Annotated in this window: 15 protein-coding genes; 8 read left to right on the forward strand and 7 right to left on the reverse strand. The window is 50.5% G+C overall.

Annotated features, from left to right (window positions below; translation table 11 throughout):
* Positions 1-133: 133 nt before the first annotated feature.
* Positions 134-982: a GGDEF domain-containing protein gene (locus tag JW881_16230; protein MBN1699068.1), complete on the forward strand. Its 849-nt coding sequence runs from the start codon at positions 134-136 to the stop codon at positions 980-982.
* Positions 983-1,117: 135 nt separating this feature from the next.
* Here the strand turns inward: JW881_16230 and JW881_16235 are convergent, their stop codons facing one another.
* A complete protein-coding gene (locus tag JW881_16235; GenBank protein MBN1699069.1) occupies positions 1,118-1,834 on the reverse strand; it encodes an AAA family ATPase in 717 nt (238 codons plus the stop codon).
* A 157-nt stretch (positions 1,835-1,991) separates the two neighbouring features.
* On the opposite strand from JW881_16235, the gene aroA reads away from it, so the two are divergent.
* The 3 genes from aroA (at position 1,992) to JW881_16250 (ending at position 6,096) form a co-directional block, all read left to right on the forward strand.
* Positions 1,992-3,245: a 3-phosphoshikimate 1-carboxyvinyltransferase gene (aroA, locus tag JW881_16240; protein MBN1699070.1), complete on the forward strand. Its 1,254-nt coding sequence runs from the start codon at positions 1,992-1,994 to the stop codon at positions 3,243-3,245.
* A 10-nt stretch (positions 3,246-3,255) separates the two neighbouring features.
* Positions 3,256-3,786 carry a nitroreductase family protein gene (locus JW881_16245; protein ID MBN1699071.1) on the forward strand — a complete coding sequence of 177 codons (531 nt, stop codon included), beginning with the start codon at positions 3,256-3,258 and terminating at the stop codon, positions 3,784-3,786.
* Positions 3,787-4,044: 258 nt separating this feature from the next.
* On the forward strand, positions 4,045-6,096 hold the full coding sequence (locus JW881_16250) for a hypothetical protein (GenBank protein MBN1699072.1): 2,052 nt from the start codon (positions 4,045-4,047) through the stop codon (positions 6,094-6,096).
* A gap of 66 nt (positions 6,097-6,162) precedes the next feature.
* On the opposite strand, the gene JW881_16255 is transcribed toward JW881_16250, so the two are convergent.
* Together JW881_16255 and JW881_16260 are read right to left on the reverse strand one after the other, a co-directional pair.
* Positions 6,163-8,010: a glycoside hydrolase family 3 C-terminal domain-containing protein gene (locus JW881_16255; GenBank protein ID MBN1699073.1), complete on the reverse strand. Its 1,848-nt coding sequence runs from the start codon at positions 8,008-8,010 to the stop codon at positions 6,163-6,165.
* Between the two features lie 11 nt (positions 8,011-8,021).
* On the reverse strand, positions 8,022-8,921 hold the full coding sequence (locus tag JW881_16260) for a hypothetical protein (protein MBN1699074.1): 900 nt from the start codon (positions 8,919-8,921) through the stop codon (positions 8,022-8,024).
* Between the two features lie 213 nt (positions 8,922-9,134).
* On the opposite strand from JW881_16260, the gene JW881_16265 reads away from it, so the two are divergent.
* Entirely contained in the window at positions 9,135-9,338 is a 204-nt protein-coding gene (locus JW881_16265; protein MBN1699075.1) for a hypothetical protein, read from the forward strand.
* Here the strand turns inward: JW881_16265 and eno are convergent.
* Positions 9,320-10,615, reverse strand: a complete 1,296-nt coding sequence (gene eno / locus JW881_16270; protein ID MBN1699076.1) for a phosphopyruvate hydratase — start codon at positions 10,613-10,615, stop codon at positions 9,320-9,322. The genes JW881_16265 and eno overlap by 19 nt on opposite strands.
* Positions 10,616-10,715: 100 nt before the next feature.
* On the reverse strand, positions 10,716-11,570 hold the full coding sequence (locus tag JW881_16275) for an HAD-IIB family hydrolase (GenBank protein MBN1699077.1): 855 nt from the start codon (positions 11,568-11,570) through the stop codon (positions 10,716-10,718).
* A 177-nt stretch (positions 11,571-11,747) separates the two neighbouring features.
* On the opposite strand from JW881_16275, the gene JW881_16280 reads away from it, so the two are divergent.
* Together JW881_16280 and eda are read left to right on the forward strand one after the other, a co-directional pair.
* On the forward strand, positions 11,748-12,608 hold the full coding sequence (locus JW881_16280) for a hypothetical protein (protein ID MBN1699078.1): 861 nt from the start codon (positions 11,748-11,750) through the stop codon (positions 12,606-12,608).
* Positions 12,609-12,775: 167 nt separating this feature from the next.
* Positions 12,776-13,735, forward strand: coding sequence for a bifunctional 4-hydroxy-2-oxoglutarate aldolase/2-dehydro-3-deoxy-phosphogluconate aldolase (eda, locus tag JW881_16285; protein MBN1699079.1), 960 nt, complete (start codon positions 12,776-12,778; stop codon positions 13,733-13,735).
* An 11-nt stretch (positions 13,736-13,746) separates the two neighbouring features.
* Here eda and rimO read toward each other — a convergent pair whose 3' ends face one another.
* Positions 13,747-15,045, reverse strand: coding sequence for a 30S ribosomal protein S12 methylthiotransferase RimO (gene rimO, locus JW881_16290; protein MBN1699080.1), 1,299 nt, complete (start codon positions 15,043-15,045; stop codon positions 13,747-13,749).
* 14 nt (positions 15,046-15,059) lie between these two features.
* Positions 15,060-15,242, reverse strand: coding sequence for a hypothetical protein (locus JW881_16295; protein ID MBN1699081.1), 183 nt, complete (start codon positions 15,240-15,242; stop codon positions 15,060-15,062).
* Positions 15,243-15,420: 178 nt separating this feature from the next.
* On the opposite strand from JW881_16295, the gene JW881_16300 reads away from it, so the two are divergent.
* Entirely contained in the window at positions 15,421-16,827 is a 1,407-nt protein-coding gene (locus tag JW881_16300; protein MBN1699082.1) for a glycerate kinase, read from the forward strand.
* Positions 16,828-18,027 lie beyond the last annotated feature (1,200 nt).

The following is an 18,027-nucleotide window of genomic DNA, read 5'->3' on the forward strand; positions in this document are numbered from 1 at the left end:
TTCATGTTACCTTTTCCGATCGGGATATCTCACGATCGAACGACAACCAAAAAAACGGCTGTATACTTTAACTATAATTGATATAAAAGATGTTTTACAAACATTTTTTTTTTGATATAAGTAAGTTATGACCATGCGACAGTATAATAAACTCGTCCGCTATTTCCTCGAGAAAAAAGAAGATCATATTTCACGGCAGGAAAAAAAGGAATTCGAGGAGTTTATCAAGATCAATGAGGGGATGATCTATTCAAAAATTTTCTTCGAGTATTCCCAGTTGGAGATCGACAACAAACGGGCAAAAGACTTTCTGGAAAATGTCGTAAAGAACAAGATGAGGCTCGAAGCCGCGATGAATACGTCATTTGACTTCAGAGTTTCATTCCTCGATTATCTTATCAGAAACATCAATTCCATCACCCAGGCTTCCGAACCGCGGATCATCGAGGACAAGATATTTCGAAACCTCAATCAATTAATCGTAAAAGACGAATTAACGGGACTTTTTAATTTCAGACATTATGAAAACGAACTCGAAAAGGAGTTTTCCAGAGCCAGGCGATACGATCACCCGTTCAGTCTCGTTATCATGGATATCGACGATTTTAAAATATACAACGACAAGTTCGGTCATATCGAAGGGAATCACGTACTGCAGAAAATTTCACAAATCATCCTGGAATCAGTGCGGATTACGGATATCCCCTGCCGTTACGGCGGCGAAGAGTTTGCCATCATTCTTCCGCAGACAGGAAGCGAAGGCGCCTATTTTCGTTCTGAAAAAATAAGGGAAACCGTCGAACAGCAGAAGTTCAGGCAGAAATTGACAATAAGCGGCGGTATTGCGGTTTTTCCCGATGATACGGATAGATCAGACCGTACCCTTTTCGAATATGCGGACAAGGCACTCTACTATTCAAAGGAAAAGGGGAAAAACAGGGTAACCAGATTTTCTGCGGAATTTTTATCGAAAATCCTCTGAGTATGCCGGCTTTTCCTTATCAGCAAGATTGTACCCGGGAACTGTTCGGCACCTTCAACCAAGTATCGATACCGGATACGGATATAGCGACCGTAGCATTGCGAAAGCAACCTTTTCCAGGCCGAACAGGGCAGGTCAATCTTCCAGCATCTTTTTAGGATCCGCCATAAACTCCTTGTAAACCCTGAAATGATCCGTTTCTTCATATGCGATCTGTTTTACGGGAATGCGGTCGAAACTGTAAATTGTGGCGCCTTTGCACGCTAAAAGGATGGGGGAGTGAGTTGCGATGATAAATTGAGCGTGCCCGTGGTCGGTCATTTTACAGAGAATATCAAGAAGCGAGAGTTGGGATCTCGGTGAAAGGGCCGTTTCCGGTTCATCGAGCAGATATAACCCCTTCACCGTGTATCGCGACCGGAAAAATGCCATAAACGATTGCCCGTGAGATTTGGTGAGAAGTGATTCCCCGCCGAAATAATCAAGGACGCCCGGATCGGAGGAAGCCCATTCATCCAGAATACGGGCGAAATTGTTGAAAATGCTCGACGCAAAAAAGGAACCGGGGACCGGCCCGTCCGACCATTCATGCTCCACATAACGGTAAAGCATCTGTTCATAGGGATTGTTCGTACACCGCGCCCTTTCAACGCCCCGCCAAATATAGATTCCGCAACGGTAGGTGATCGCCTCCAGAAGCGTCGACTTCCCGGTACCGTTTTCCCCGACAAAAAACGTCACCGGTGTCGTGAAATCGATTGACCCCGTTTTATTGAGAATCTCGAGATTGAAAGGAAAATGCCGGTGCGTCGGATATTGTCCGGCATTGAGGGTAATCTTTTTCAGATGCATATCAGTGTTTCCCCGCGGGCTTTACGGCCATTGGTATCGTCATCGGTTTCAATATACCAGTATGGCGGTACAAAGTAAATCAATCTGCATGAAAAAATTACAATTTGACTCTCTTTGAATCTTTTTGTATATTCATCCATAAAGAGTAACGGAATTTATGAACATTACGGTAGAAAAAGCAAAACTCGCAGGTGAACTGATCATTCCCGCTTCAAAATCCCATACCATTCGGGCGCTTGTCATCGCAACTATGGCAGATGGAACTTCCGTTATTCAGTCCCCTCTTGATTCGGGAGACACGCGGGCGTGCGTCGAGGCATGCAGGCTTTTTGGTGCCGGCATCGACCTTCGTGAGACCGAATGGATCGTCCGCGGCAGGGGCCGCGCCCTTGCGACACCGGATAATGTCGTCGATGTGAGGAATTCGGGAACCACCCTGTACATCGCGCTCGGGATGGCCGCGCTCTGTGACGGATGGACGATATTTACCGGAGACGGTCAAATACGATCGAGGCCGGCAACCCCGTTGCTTGCCTCACTCGGGGATTGCGGCGCGATGGCCTTCTCCACACGCGGTAACGGCTGCGCCCCGATCGCCGTCAAAGGGGTCCTCAACGGAGGAAAAACCTCGATCCAATGCCCGACATCCCAATATCTGACCAGTCTTCTCATCAACTGTCCGCTTGCGGAGGGAGATACGGAGATCGATGTCACGCAACTGAATGAAGTACCGTATGTGACAATGACCATGAACTGGCTCAAGGAACAGGGTATCGTCTTTTCTCATGAAAACTATAAAAAGGTCTTTATAAAGGGAGGACAGCACTATAAGCCTTTTAAAAAAATTATCCCCGCCGATTTCTCGTCCGCCACTTTTTTCCTCTGTGCCGCGGCAATCACCGGTTCGAAGCTGACGCTTTTAGGGCTGGACATGGATGATTCCCAGGGAGACAAGCAGGTCGTGGAAATACTACAACAGATGGGTTGCCGGGTCAGCCGTCATGAAAAAAGCCTTGTTATCGAAGGGGGGGCGCTTAAAGGCGGAGAGTTTGATTTAAACAGTATTCCGGATTCATTGCCGGCCCTTTCGGTGACCGCGTGCTTCGCCGAAGGGACGACGCGGCTTTATAATGTAGAACAGGCCCGGCTCAAGGAAACGGACAGGATAAGCGTCATGTACGGAGAATTGAAAAAAATGGGCGCTTCCGTCGAAGAACGTCCGGACGGACTCATTATACAAAAAAGCCCATTAAAGGGAGCATCCGTTTGCGGCCATTCGGACCACCGTATCGTCATGGCATTGACAATTGCAGGATTGGGCGCGGAAGGTAAAACGACAGTCGATACCACGGAATCGGTCGGGATTACCTTCCCTGATTTTTTTACGTTGTTAAAGAAGGTTACTTTGTAAAGGGGCAACTATGGATATCAGAAGTCTTTTGGAACTCATGCGAGAAAGAAAAAGTACACGAAATTTCGAGGCGGATCGGCATATTCCTCATGTGAAGGAACAGCTTATCCTCGAAGCGGCAAGACTCGCTCCGAGTGCGGGAAACAATCAGACATGGCACTTTTTTATCGTCAAAGACCTGCAAAAAAAGCAGAAAATCGCCGAAGCGGCATTCGGACAGCACTTTATCGTTCAGGCGCCACTTGTCGTTATTGCAGCTATTAATAAAAAACGCGCGACAAACGGATACGGCAAGCGGGGGATCGAACTCTACGCCATTCAGGATACGGCCGCCGCGATCGAACATATGCTTCTCGCCGCGAGGGCGCAGGGAATCGGAAGCTGCTGGATCGGCGCTTTTTCGGAAGACGCCCTCTACGAGGCGGTCGGTATCGAGCGGGAACACTACCGGCCCGTTGCCATCATCCCATTCGGCTATTCGCTGGATGATCCCCCGAACCGGGGAAGACATCCCCTGAAACAGATCGTCACCGAACTGTAAGCGATTTTTAAATATCGACGCGATACAACCGGACGCCTCCTTTTTTTAAAAACACGCCCGATACGTCTATTTTAAGAAATCATCCCTTCCCGTAATCCGCAGAACCTCATATAACGCCTCCATGAAGGTTTTCCGCTCATCGATTCGAAAAAAAAAACGTTGCTTATTGAATTATTACGGATAACGATTATAGTTTAAGGAGAAGACCTATTTTCATTTGATTAAGCCGGCTTTACAGCAGGAGCGGGAGTAACGTCTATGAAAGAAAATTATATATCCAGAAACAAGGTGAGACTGCAATGTCTTGCGGTTGGTATTACCGTAACGCTGATTTTTGCCGTATTCAAAACACGGCTCGGCGAATTCCTTATCGGCCTGCCAAAAGACGTTGATACAAGTTACCAGTTTATCGGCACAATCTTCATGATCTCTTTTGCAATAATCGGATTTGTCCTGTTTTACTCCATTCTGAAACCCTTCCAGGACTTCTACAACCTGGCCGCTAAAGGCGAACCGGTTGAGCCCGAACTTTTCAAAAAGGCAAAACGTATATCCCGACGGGTCACCATCGGGCTTTTTACAATCAACATTGCCTGCTATACGACAAGCGTCATCCTCCTCCTCTTTGTCCTCTATTTGCCGCTCGCCGGTACGGATTTCGGCATGCGGTGTTTTTTCTTCAATGTGATCACCAATATCATCACGGCGATCACCGGCGCCTTTGTCGAGATCGCGATCGTCGAAGTCATCCTCAACAAACCCAAAAAACTCCTCGAAATCTATTCGATCACGAATGAAAGGGATCTCGGGCTGAAAGCGCGGCTTCTTCTCTTTACCGCGAGTATCATCATCTATATCTTTTCTTTTGTCGCGCTCCCCGCGTTCAACAAGATCAACGAGGAAACCACGTTTAAACGAGAGGTTGCCGCGCTGTTTGAAAGCAACGCCTCAAAGCAGGAAATCTTTGAAAAAATCGGGCCGGATTTACGTACCGATAAAACCACGGATTTTACCACGATTTCCCTTATCACCGGTATCGGGTTGTTCATTATCGTGCTGGGCTCCTCATGGATCATGTTCGGCGAGTTCGATTCACGGATCAACGAGATCAACGACCGGCTCCGGGAACTTTCCGCCGGGGAAAGCGACCTTGGTTCGCGCCTCCATATCCTCAGGTACGACGAAATCGGGAGAACGACCGGCCATATCAACAGGCTGATCGAAGTACTCTCCGAACTCTTCAATCGCATCAGGGACGCGATTTTCCGGGTACGGGGTTCGACGGAAGATCTCAATATCTCACTCGGTGAGGCGGGAAATGTCGTGAGCGGAATGATCGGGGAGATCGACAATGTGCAGGGCGCCATTTCCAAACAGCTTTCGGTGACCCGGACGACGGACGATAAACTCACCGAAACCCTCTCGTCGATAAAGATGATCGGAAACAGGATAACGGAACAGATGGGATCGATGGAAGAAAATTCGGCGTCGATCGTGGAAATGACGGAGAGTATCACCTCCGTTTATCGTCTTACCGAGGAATCGATGAAGATTACAAAGGAACTCGAAGAGGCATCGGAAGAGGGCAATGATTCGGTATCCGATACCATCGAGGCGATCAATGACGTGGCCAGATTTTCCGACAAGGTGAAAGACGCGATCGAGGTGATCGGGACGATCGCGGACCAGACGAATATTCTCGCCATGAACGCCGCCATTGAAGCCGCCCATGCCGGAGAGTTCGGCAAGGGATTCGCCGTTGTCGCGGATGAGGTGAGAAAACTTGCCGAACTTTCGGCGACGAGTGCGAATGAAATCCTCGACACGATCGAACAGATGACCCGGATGATAACGACGGGTGTATCGCTTTCCCAGAAATCGGGGGGATCGCTTGTCGAGATCACGGAAGGAATGATGAAATCAACACAGCTTGTGACCGAGATTTCGAGCGCCATGTCGCAGCAGTCCGCGGGAGCACACGACATCAACAGTTCATTTTCCCAACTGCTCAAGATAACGGAAGAGCTCGGTGAGTTCATCGAAAATCAATCGCGATTAAACGACGAGATTAAAAACAGGATGGCCGAACTCATGAATTACTCCCTGACCATGAAAGACGCGGTGGAGATCCTCATCCGGAGCAATATCACGGTAAAGGAGAAAGTGCGCGAGGTCACGGACATTTCGAAAAAAAACAATATGGTCGTGAATGAATTATACGAGCTTATCACCAGGTTCAAGCTGCGCGAATACGCCCCGGAAGAGACGAGAATCACCATCGCCGCCCAAATAGGGAATGAAAACAGGTAAAAGACCGTCGATCCACGTCGCCCGCCATCACTATCCCGTAGAACATCGAGAAACGAAAGAGGGCCTTTATCGGTAACTCAATCCGAATCCATACGGAAAAAGCGGGTCGGTCCCGGTATCTCCTTCATTAATCGGAATCTGGTCCATGGATCGGGGCCAGGTATGGGAGAGCTTACCCGTGGGATTATAATCCCCGAAGATCACGTCAGCGACACCCTGCCCCTCGGTACCCGGGAGCCAGGCGGCGATGAAAGCGTCCCAGGATTCAAGGGACGGTGTAATGATCATCGGTCTGCCGGAAATCAATACAACGACAACGGGAATTCCGGCGCCTTTCGTGGCGCGAATGGCTTTGATGTCCGCATCGGCTATACCGAGATCGCTGCGGTCACCCTTGAACTCCGCGTACGGCTCCTCGCCAATCACGATGATTCCCACATCGGCGCCCTCCGCGCCATTTCCGTTTTTTGAATAGGTCACCTTTGTTCCCGACGATACCGTATCCCTGACTGCCTGAAGAATCGTCGTCCCTTTCGTTATATTCCCCCCTCTTCCCTGCCACCCCATGGTCCAGCCCCCGCACTGAGCGCCGAGATCGTCCGCGTTCCGGCCCGCGACATGGATATGCCGGAGGTTCTTTTTCAACGGCAAAACTTCGCTCGAGTTTTTGAGAAGGACGAGCGATTGGCGGACACATTCCCGGGCAATCTCCCGGTGTGACGCCGAACCGACGGACTCGAGGAGTTCCCTCTTTGTGAGGGGATGTTCGAAAAGTCCGAGTTCAAACTTTACCCTGAGAATACGTTCGACCGCGTCATCGATTCGTGACAGTTCGACCGCCCCTTTTTCGACTGAGTTTTTCAGCGTGGAAATAAACCGCCTGTAATCGTCGGGCACCATAATCATGTCGAGTCCCGCGTTAACCGCGGTAGTCACATTATCATAATACGAACCGGGAAGCTGTTCGATCGCCTTCCAGTCGGAGACGAGTATACCGGAAAAACCGATTTCCTCTTTCAGCACATCGGTGAGCAGGTATGTGTGGCCGTGCAGCTTCTCGCCGTTCCAGCTCGAAAAGGATACCATGATCGAACCGACACCCCCCTCCACCGCCTTTATGTAGCCGGGAAGATGAATCTTTCTGAGGGCCGCCTCGTCACAAACCGTATCCCCCTGATCTTTTCCGTTCTCCGTCCCGCCGTCGCCGCAATAATGTTTCGCGCACGCGAGGATGGTTTCGTGCCTGAGGAGGGAATCGCCCTGATAACCGGCCACCGCGGCGGCGCCCATGATTTCCGCGAGTTCGCTTGTTTCGCCGAATCCCTCATAGGTTCTTCCCCACCGTTCGTCCCGAGGGACGGCGATACAGGGAGAAAAGGTCCAGTCGATACCGGTGGCTGCCACTTCTTCCGCGGTAATCCGGGCGGCCTCTTCGACCAGTCCGGGATTCCTCATGCACCCCATCCCTATATTATGGGGAAATACTACCGCGCCCCATACCTTTGCGTTTCCGTGAATGGCATCGATGCCGTATATAATCGGAATATTGAGCCTCGATTCGAGCGCCATCTGCTGATACCTGTCATACATGTCCGCCCAGGCTTCGGGGTCGGTTGTTTTCGGCTGCGAACCGCCCCCGCTCAAGAGCGAACCCAGACAATAACCGGCGATATCTTTCTCCGATACAAGATAATCCTTGTCGATCTGGGTCATCTGCCCGATTTTTTCTTCCAGGGTCATTCTGGAAAGAAGATCTTCGATACGTTCGGAAACCGGATTACCGGGATTTCTGTAGGGCGCATCGGGAGGGGGAACGGCACGTTCGATTGTCTGTTCTTTATACCCGGCACATGATGAAAAAAGGAAAAAACACAGGATAAAGGAAGTAAAAATGAAGCTAAGTACTTTTCGCATTACCGGCCGCCTCATTTTCCCCAGCCGTCACGGAATTCGATTGCATCTTTCAGATCGTCGTTCTCCGTTTTATCCCGCTTCTTGATCGCTTCGAGTTCCCTGATCGCCGTATCGATCAAGAATCGGGCTTCTTCCCTGTCCGTCATGTTTTTAAGCGAGCGGGTTCCCTCAAAATAGAAGTTTTTCTTCAATACATCCGATTCCTTTTCATAGTTATTTTTCTTTTTTTCCCGGTTTTTATTCCGTTTGTCCGCACTCCAGTTTCTCTTGTATAAATGCTTCGCACATTTTATATAAAAACTCTGCTTTTTTTTCTTCTCCCTTCCCTCTGCAAGATCCTTCTCATGAAGAAAGACAGCCTTTCTTCCAAGCGATACGGCGTAGTCGGGATTTCCAAAAGAAATCGGCCAGCCCGGCAGTTCGTCATAGAGTTCTCCGAGTACGAAAAAGGAATCGGCGTGTTCGTCATCGATGGATATCGCCTTGACAAGGAGTTTTTTCATGGGATCCGCCTTGAAAAGGGAATCCATAATGCCCTTCACCTGTCCCCATCTGCCTATATTTGCCGACTTCCAGTAATAGGCGAAGTGGCTGTTCGGATCAGCTTCGATCGCTTTTTCCGCGTATTCTTCTCCCTTCTCGAAAAAGGCAAGAATATCCTTTTTATCTTCGCCCCTGTCTTCGGCGGCATCGCCAAGATAGAGAATGGCGCGCGAAAGCCGCCAGAAAATCTCCGCCTTTTCTTTATTCGTCGCCGCCTTGCCGATAACCATCGAAAGCAGATCGTATTCCTCCTGGTAGCGAAAAGAATCATGAAGCGCATCCCCCTCTTCAATTTCCTTCTGAACAGCGCCGCACACGGCTGAAGCCGCCAGTATCAGTATTAATCCCGATAAAACACTGAATTTCATGTAATACCTCCTTCTCAATCTTTGATATTCCCGTTAGCTGAAGTAAAATAAACAGGAAACAAGGCCGGATCATCCGGATAGAACAAAACGGGACAGTCTGAGAAAATATATTCCGTTCACCCCGGTCATATCGGCCGGCTTTCAATCAGCGAAAACCTTTATATTTTTTAATTATATGATTTTTGGACCCGCAAGCAAGGGTTTCAATGAAAAGTGAAAAAAAAGGGGCGCCCGGAAAGCCGTTTTTCAGAAAAAAGGATCTCGTTTCGGCAGATATCACTGCCCCGAAGGCAGATATCACTGCCCCGCGGGCAGACATCACTGCCCGCGATCACCATAGACCGGATCTATTCCGATACCATTCGACTTTCCGGACACCACGGCCTGTCGTCCGGTTATTATTTCCCGATCGAGTAAAAGGTATCCTTTCCCGCATAGGTCGAATACCCCTCGAGCATATCTTCGATTCTCATCAACTGGTTGTATTTGGCGATTCTGTCCGACCTCGACATCGATCCTGTCTTGATCTGGCCCGTTTCAAGGGCCACGACAAGATCAGCGATAAAGGAATCTTCGGTTTCGCCGCTTCTGTGGGAGACTACGGCGGTGTAGCCGGCTTTCTTGGCCATTTCAACCGCTTCAAAGGTTTCCGTCAACGTGCCGATCTGATTCACCTTGATAAGAATCGAGTTCGCGATACCCTTCTCGATACCGGTTTTAAGCCGCTTCGTATTGGTCACGAAAATGTCGTCACCGACAAGCTGGATCTTTTTCCCGAGTATATCCGTCATATATTTCCAGCCTTCCCAGTCGTCTTCCGCCATCCCGTCTTCTATCGAAATGATGGGATATTTGTCGACCCAGGATGCCCAGTAATCGGCCATTTCCTGTGAAGAGAGTTCCCGTTTATCGGATTTCTTGAACACATATTTTTTCTTGCCCTTGTCGTAGAACTCGCTTGCCGCCGGATCGAGCGCGATGAAAACATTCTCCCCCGCCTTGTATCCCGCCTTGCCGATACTTTCAAGAATCACGTCGATTGCTTCATCGTTCGACTTGAGATTCGGCGCAAAACCGCCCTCGTCACCGACAGAGGTATTGTATCCCTTGCCTTTGAGTACCGCCTTGAGATTATGAAAAATCTCGGAGATGGTTCGAACGGCTTCCCGGATCGACGTTGCACCCACCGGCATCACCATGAACTCCTGGAAATCCACGGAATTATCGGCATGCGCGCCCCCGTTGATGATATTTGCCATGGGTACGGGTAAAAGAGATGCGTGATACGAGCCGAGATATTTGAAAAGGGGCAGTTCGAGATAATTCGCCGCGGCCCGCGCAACGGCCAACGAAACGCCGAGGATCGCGTTGGCCCCGAGTTTGCTCTTGTTCTCCGTTCCGTCGAGCGCGATCATCGTTCTGTCCACCTGTACCTGGTCCAGGGCGTCGAGTCCGCATATCTCCTCCGCGATGATTTCATTCACATTATTGACCGCTTTTGTCACTCCTTTTCCCATAAACCTTCCCTTGTCGCCGTCCCTCAATTCGACCGCCTCGTGTTCACCGGTCGATGCTCCTGACGGTACCGCGGCGCTTCCGTAAGACCCGTCCTCGAGTTCGACCTCGACCTCGACGGTCGGGTTTCCCCTTGAATCCAGAATCTCACGCGCGACAATGACATCGATCATACTCATACTGATATCCCTCCTTTTTTATTTTCTGTGATGCTGCATTTTATCTTAAAATACTCACTCGATATTAAAGAAAGTTGCCGTTAAGATCAAGCCTATAGCGTTATTTTTCGCCCGATACTATGACCTCTCCGGATTCACCTTCCACCCTCTTGCGGAGAATGATCCGCATCGCTTCGCAGAATCCCAAAGCCGATTCGTGTTCGGTTATATATGCGGGCAGGTAGTGCAAATCCGGCAAAAACCGGGAGATATTGGCGACACCGATCGATGTCCGTATCTCTTTGAAAAGGGGCTCGTCATTCGGCGAATCCCCCGTATAGGCGATTGTTTCCCTGAGGCCTTCAATAGAGTCCCCTTCGGTATCCTGCAAAAAGCGTTTCACACAAGCCACCTTGTCGAATAAGCCGTACCAGCAATTGATATGGATACTCGAAATCTTGTACGCCGCCCCTTCTTCAGAAATCACGGAACAGATACCCTCGATTTCGTTTTTTGTGAGGGGGGGCACCACATCCTCGCAAAAATCGATTGCCAGATCCGTCAAACGGTATTCCTGGTCGGCAGCTATCCGCGCCCGCGGAATTTCCCGCAATACACGGGAGCGTATGGCCTCGAGTTTTTCCCGTCCGGAAAGCCGTTCCTCTTCAGAAAGAAGATATACCCGCTTCATCTTTTTCTTCTTTCTGTCATAGGTAAAGTAGAAGGCCCCGTTTTCCCCGATAATCCCTTTCACGGGCCACATCCTCGCGATATGGTCGCACCACCCGGCGGGCCGTCCCGTGACCGGAACGACCCCGATCCCCGCCTCGTGCAGCACCCAGAGCATGCCGTAGGAGGCGGGGACGAGCAAACCGCGGTCGGTGATCGTATCGTCGATATCGGTAAAGAGATACCCGATATTCCTGCAAACGGAAGGTGGAATCGATTGTATTGGTTGGGGTACGCCGTTTTTCATGCTTCGATTGAGGCATGATACATCGACGGTGAAAATAATGCAACAGGAACATCGGTCGATCTCCGGTTTGTTCCAAATAAGGGCACCTCTAAAAACCTGCTGTGCAGGTTTTTAGAATCGTCCATAAATATTTTACTCGCATTTTTCAGTATTTTGTATATAATATACAATAGTATAATGGATAAGTATCTGGATATTCGAACATTATCGATCATCACGGGAATCGTGGCGGTCAGCCTTTCGGTAACCATGTTCTATCTTGTCATCATGCGAAAGGTGTATCCGGGGTTCGTCGAATGGACAATCGGTTCCTTTCTCAACAGCGCGGGGATGATTCTCCTGAGTATGCGCCACATTCTCCCCGATATCGTCACGGTTATCGTCGCGAACCTCTGCATCGCTTCATTTTTCCTTTTTGCTTCAAAAGGACTTCTCCGTTTTTCAATGAAGACACAGCGCCGATGGCTGGATGCGGCCATTCTCATTTTCATTACGGGAACGTTCTGGATCTATACATTCAACTCCCCGAATGTTACCATGAGGATCATCATTATCTCTCTGGCCATCTTTTTGGTCTGCCTGCGAAGCATTTACATAATTATATCGAAACTGCCGGCCGTTCTTCCAGGCAAACATTATTATCTTATTGTATCTTTCGGACTCATCGGGGGCTGGCACATCATACGGGCCGTTCTCACCCTCCTTATAGAAGGACAGATCACGGATTTCATGCAAGCCGGTTTTATTCAGCAACTCAGTTTTATCCTGATGATTTCAAGCATGATTTTCATTATCGTGTTTCTTATCATTACGAACTCACACCGGCTTGAAAGCGATTTATTGAACGCGCACGAGAAAATCAAGATATTGACCGGTCTTCTCCCCATTTGTTCATCCTGTAAAAAAATAAGGGATGAAAGCGGTGCGTGGAAACCGTTCGAAAACTACATATGCAGTCATTCCGAGGCCGACTTTACCCACAGCATCTGTCCCGAATGCAGGAAAAAACTCTATCCCGATATCGACGGGGATGAATGACGCAACCTCACGTTTCGGCAATCATCCGGCCCCTCCTTCCGTCATGAACAACCATCCGGGATAAAGCGGTACGGGCGAACAAACGATTCGATCGCAGAGAAGGTTCACTCCCTTGACGCAAAATCGCCTTCCCGCTACTATACACCTATTCTATAAAGGGAAACGGTATGCACGAGGTACTCGAACAGATCAGGGGTTTCGGTCTGATCCCGATTGTCACGATAAAAAATAAAGACGACGTACGTCCGCTTTTACGGGCGCTCATCGCGGCGGGTCTCGGGCTGATCGAAATCACCTTTCGTACGCCCCAGGCCGAAGACGCGATCCGGATAGCCTGTGAAGAGTTTCCCGGGGTGCTGGTCGGCGCCGGAACCGTGCTGACGGCGGAACAAGTCGAAAAGGTAATCGCGGCCGGCGCGCGCTTTATCCTCACGCCGGGATATAATCCGGAGGTCGTCGCCTGTTGCCGGGAGGCTGGTATCCCCGTCGTTCCCGGCATCAATTCTCCCACACAGATCGATCAGGCGTGTGCCGACGGGATTCGGGTGTTGAAGTTTTTTCCCGCAGAGGCCTCTGGCGGTGTCGAGCTTCTCAAATCAATGGCCGCCCCTTTTCCCGATGTATTGTTCGTTCCGACCGGGGGCATCACCAATGCGAATCTTTCATCATATTTTTCATACGAGCGGGTGATCGCCTGCGGGGGAAGCTGGATCGCCCCCGAACGCCTTTTCGCTTCCGGCGGATCGGAGAAGATAACGGCGATCGTTCGAACGGCAATCCGCACAATGCTCGGGTGCAGGATTTCGTCCGTTCGCCTTGCCGGTACCGGCGGCGATACCGAAGCAGCGGCGGCAATATTCGATACCATCCTTCCCGTCGAAACGGCCGGCGGGACCGTGAGCCTGGACAATATCATCGGTATTGCCGGTCCTCATGAAAGCGCGGCGGACGACATTATCGTTTCCACCCGGAACCTGAAGCGGACCGCCTTTTATCTTGAAAAAAATGGGGTCGGGCTGGTTGAGGGCGGCGCATCACCGGATGACGGCCGGACCCGCGCCTTTACACTCAAAAAGAAATTCGCCGGCTTGAGCATCACGTTTCAAGAGGAAAACGCCCTGCCGTAACGGGGATGGGACTATCCCGTTTCATCCGGGATTCCTTCGAGGTCCACGCCGTTTCTCCGTATCAGTCGAACCCGTTCCATACGCCCGGGAATCCGGTTTCCACCGCGGACCACGACAAGTCCGTCCACTTCCGGTGCCTGCATATACGAACGGCCGATCGCGAGATCTTCACCGGCAACGGGTTCTTCGATGAGGACCTCGACGCGCCTCCCGATACTTCGATCGAGCCACCGTTCCGTTATCGGTATCTGTCTCGATTCAATCTCCTTTTTTCTCTTCAAGGCGACGGATTTCTTTACCCGGGGCCGCATGCCGGCCGCTTTCGTCCCCTCTTCACGCGAATAGGTAAAACAGCCGAGCCAGTTGATTTCCGCGCGCGCCTGAAATTCGAGAAGTGAAGCGAAGTCTTCTTCGTTTTCCCCCGGAAAGCCTAGAAGAAACGTGGAGCGGACGACCGCGTCGGGAAGCGCCTTCCGTATCCTGTCGAGAAGCCGGAGATATCCCCCGCCGGTTCCCCGCCGCCCCATGGCGGTGAGTATCCTGCCCGACGCGTGCTGAAAAGGAATATCGAAATAGGGAAGGAACCTTGGATCGTCCCGGATAATATCGAGGATGTCCATAGGAAAATTGTCGGGATGAATGTAAAGCAGCCGCAGCCGGAACTCATCCCTGATAGACGCGAGTGAACGAAGCAGCGCCGGAAGCTCCCGATGCCCCCGGTCACCTCCGAACGACCCGACGTCCTGGGCGATAACATTCACTTCGATAATGCCCCGCCGGATAAGCTGTTTCACTTCATCCGTGACCTCCCCGACGTTCCTGCTTTCAAGACCGCCCCTGATGATCGGTATCGAACAATAGGAGCAGCAATTGTCGCACCCGTCGGCGATTTTGACATACGCGGAGCCGGGATATGAAAGAAATATCGTTCTGCCGGGGCGGGCCGGAACCGCCGATTCCCCGGGAGCGCGTACATCGGCCCTGACAATACCGGCTAAAAGCCCTGAGATGGCTTCAGGATTGCGGTTACCGCAGAAGGCGTCAATTTCAGGGAGTTCTTTTTGAAGGCTTTCCCTGTAGCGCTGCGTGAGACAACCGGCCATGACGATAATCGCATCGGGATAGTTGATCCTTAACGCGATCGCGGTCTCGATCGATTCTTCCTTGGCTTCCCTGATAAAGCCGCAGGTGTTGACGATAATCACGCCGGCCCGGTCCGGATCCCGCACATATTCCCAGCCGCCTCCGGTTAGTGCGGCGATCATTACTTCCGAATCGACCTGGTTTTTCGCGCAACCGAGGCTTTCGATAAAGAAGGTTTTTTTTACTTTTTCAGACAATCTTCCCGCCAACAGCAATCCCAGCGGTCGCAATACCCGGATGCGGTACCGAAACAGGGATAATTACCCTCGTATATCTGAATGGTCCTTATGAGATCCTCTTTGCTGAGATCGGTCACTTTGATACCGAGTTCTTTCGCCTTTTTCTTTATTTCGGTCAATGTCATGAGCACTCCTCTCTCCTTCAATATAATAAAAAAAAAGATGAATGTAGCAAAAAATATCGGTTTTTTTTTACTTTTATAAACGGAAAAAAGAATTTTCCCGGCGTCAAGGCGTTTCCGCCGGGCCGGTCGGGGACACCCTTGCCTTTGTGACCCTTTTCTGTCATGATGGATTCATCGGATGATGCCGCTTCATACTGCCCGCGTATCGACCGGTGTTTCCGCCATTCACGCGGGCGTTACACGGAGGGATGATATGAGTCTGGCCCGGAAAGCCGGGAAAATATTCGACGATGCTCTTTCCGCCGCGCAGCCCGACCGCTGCATCGAAGAACATCTCACCCTCGATAAAGGAACCCTTCGATTAAAAGGAACGAAGACGTGCTTCGACCTCTCCTCATTCAGCCGTATTATCCTGGTCGGCGCCGGAAAGGCAACGATCGGGATGGCGGAAGCGGTACTCCGTCTTCTGGATGGAACCGCCGTACCGCTCTGCGGCGTCATTTCGGTAACATACGGACAGGGGAAAAAACTCCCGCCGCTCGACGTACTGGAAGCCGGCCACCCCTGCCCCGATCCGGCCGGGCACGAAGCGGCGAAGAAAATCCGCGCCCTTTTGAGCGGCGCGAAAAAAAACGAGCTGGTCGTCTCGCTCATTTCGGGCGGGGGTTCCGCCCTCCTTCCCCTTCCCGCCGGGGACATAAGCCTTGAAGAAAAATCACGGACAACGGAACTGCTTCTGGCAAGCGGTGCCGAGATCGATGAAATAAATACCGTACGCAAACACATATCCCTCATCAAGGGAGGACAACTCGCTGAGGCAGCGTACCCCGCAGCCGTCTGCAATCTCCTCCTTTCCGATGTGCGGGGTAACAGACCGGATACGATCGCTTCAGGACCGTTTGTCCCGGACGACACGACCTTTTCCGATGCCCGGAGCATTCTCGAAAAATTCGGCCTGATACGGAAGGTTCCCCGGACGGTTCTGTCGTATATCGAGGAGGGCCGTGCGGGGAAGCGGCCTGAAACACCGGGGACGGGACATCATGCTTTCAGCCGGGTTTTCACGAACGTCATCGGTTCGAACCTGATTATCCTGGAAGCGGCGAAAAAAAAGGCGGAAGCGCTCGGTTTTCACACCCTCATACTCACCTCATCGATAAGGGGCGAAGCAAGGGAACTCGGGCTTTTTCTTTCCGAAATCGCCCGCGAGATCCGCGAACACGGACGCCCCGTTCCCCCGCCCGCATGCATCCTTGCAGGCGGGGAGACGACGGTGACCCTGAAGGGAAACGGAAGGGGGGGGAGAAACCAGGAGTGCTGCCTTGCCGCCGTCAGCGGGATCGCGGGGCTCACCGATGTGCTTGTTTTCTGCGCGGGAACGGACGGCACGGACGGCCCCACCGGTGCGGCCGGCGCCTTCTGCACCGGAGAAACACTGGATGCGGGAAGGAAAACGGGAATCGAAGCAGAGGACTACCTGCGCACCAATGATTCGTATAATTATTTCAGGCAGACGGGGAACCTCGTTGTCACCGGGCCGACGGGAACGAATTACATGGATATCTATATGGTGCTTGCCGGATGAAAAAAAGTCTTGCCACAGTATTCCCGCCGGTTTCACCCGGGGTCCCGGCATCAGCACTCATGCGGGCAAGCGAAGCGGCCTGTCTTTGGTTTTTATGGAAACTACGGATGAACGCCGGATAGGCACAGATAGGGCCATAATTAAGTAATGGCTTTTATACGTATAAAAGCGGCGCCACAGAAAATACATTTTTCTTGTAGACAAGAGATTGTGAACCCGGCGAGTTCACAATCTCCCGGTATGGTTCTGCGTATTTTCTCCCCGGATTTGAAATAGTTTTTGACGGCATTGATATTGTATTTTTTTTAAAACAAGTTATAATGTGAAAAAGGTTTTTTTGAAGCTTTTTTTGCTGACAGGGCTTCCGGCAGCCTGTTTCGGCGGCGCCGGGGGCAGACCCGGGACGGATTCAGGGAACGGGGACGCACGATATAATCCCTTTTAAAAAACAGGGTAATTGGGGTGAGGGGAGGTTTACGCGTTTGGAGACACAGGGCACACGGAGGAAGAGAATATGATTTATTGCTCTGTGTACTTTGCGGGCTCTGTGTGAAATTTAAAAAAGAATATTGTTTCACACAGAGCGCACAGGGCACACAGAGGAAGAGAAGAATAATTCTTTTTCTGTGGGCTCCCGTGAGCTTTGTGAGGAATCTTAAAGAAATAAGTATCGTTTCAAGCAAAAGTGACACGGAGGACGTAGAAAGACAGAAAGAATAATTTTGACAGGATTAACAGGCGGGATGTTGGGGTGACGGCGGACGGGAAACAGGAGAGTGGAATTTTTTTACAGTACTACAAAAGTGAGGACACGGCTAAGGAAGAAAATACTGTTTTGGCTGGACGGACGGCTATCAAACAGAGGTTATTGGCTTAGTTATCCCGTCTAGGAATTATTACGCAATTTGGTTTATGGTAGAAAGTTTGATTTTTACCGCAAAAAGTGACATGATTTTCAGAAATTGACGGTTAACAGGTTAATTCCTTATATATATGGTATTTTTTTTTGAGATTATTTTTGCATAAAGCAAGTATTGGTGAAATTCACGATAAGTCCTGGCAGAATATTATTTTTTTGCTTTTTTGAATTATCACGAAATTCAGACAATAGGAGTTATGTGCAATTTGGGCGTACTCATATATTAATAATGAAGAAAGAAAGACCTATATCTTTAGATAATTCTCCTCTGCAGTTTGCGC

This window comes from Spirochaetales bacterium (assembly GCA_016930085.1).
GTDB lineage: Bacteria > Spirochaetota > Spirochaetia > SZUA-6 > JAFGRV01 > JAFGHO01.